The organism is Streptomyces sp. P9(2023) (genome assembly GCF_032436795.1).
Lineage (GTDB): Bacteria > Actinomycetota > Actinomycetes > Streptomycetales > Streptomycetaceae > Streptomyces.
Map to the genome: position 1 here is coordinate 1 of NZ_JAUPWM010000294.1, position 318 is coordinate 318.

Annotated in this window: 1 protein-coding gene; it reads right to left on the reverse strand. The window is 56.6% G+C overall.

Going from position 1 to position 318, the window contains the following annotated elements; genetic code table 11:
- Positions 1 to 184, reverse strand: a 184-nt coding sequence (locus Q5762_RS40175; RefSeq protein WP_399495566.1) for a MotA/TolQ/ExbB proton channel family protein, incomplete at its 3' end; no start/stop codon positions are given.
- Positions 185 to 318 lie beyond the last annotated feature (134 nt).

Here is a 318-nt window from a genome sequence, read left to right on the forward strand (position 1 = left end):
CGAGGAAGGTACCTACCAACGCCATGGCGATCATCTGCCCCATCTGTTCTGCCGTTGCGTCCGCATAGGTCAAGGCTTTGATAACCCCCATGACCGCCGCCACGATACCGAAGGCGGGCATGGCATCCCCCACTTTGGCAATCGCGTCGATGGGACTGTGAGCCTCTTGCTCGAAAACCGCTATTTCAAGAGCATCCCGACGTTCTGGCCGACTCTCATATCATGGACTTCCTGACGGATTACCTGCGCCTGATGGTCAGCGGCGGTATGGAGCCCATGGAAATCGACGAGCTGATGCTCCACGAAATAGAGGTTTTC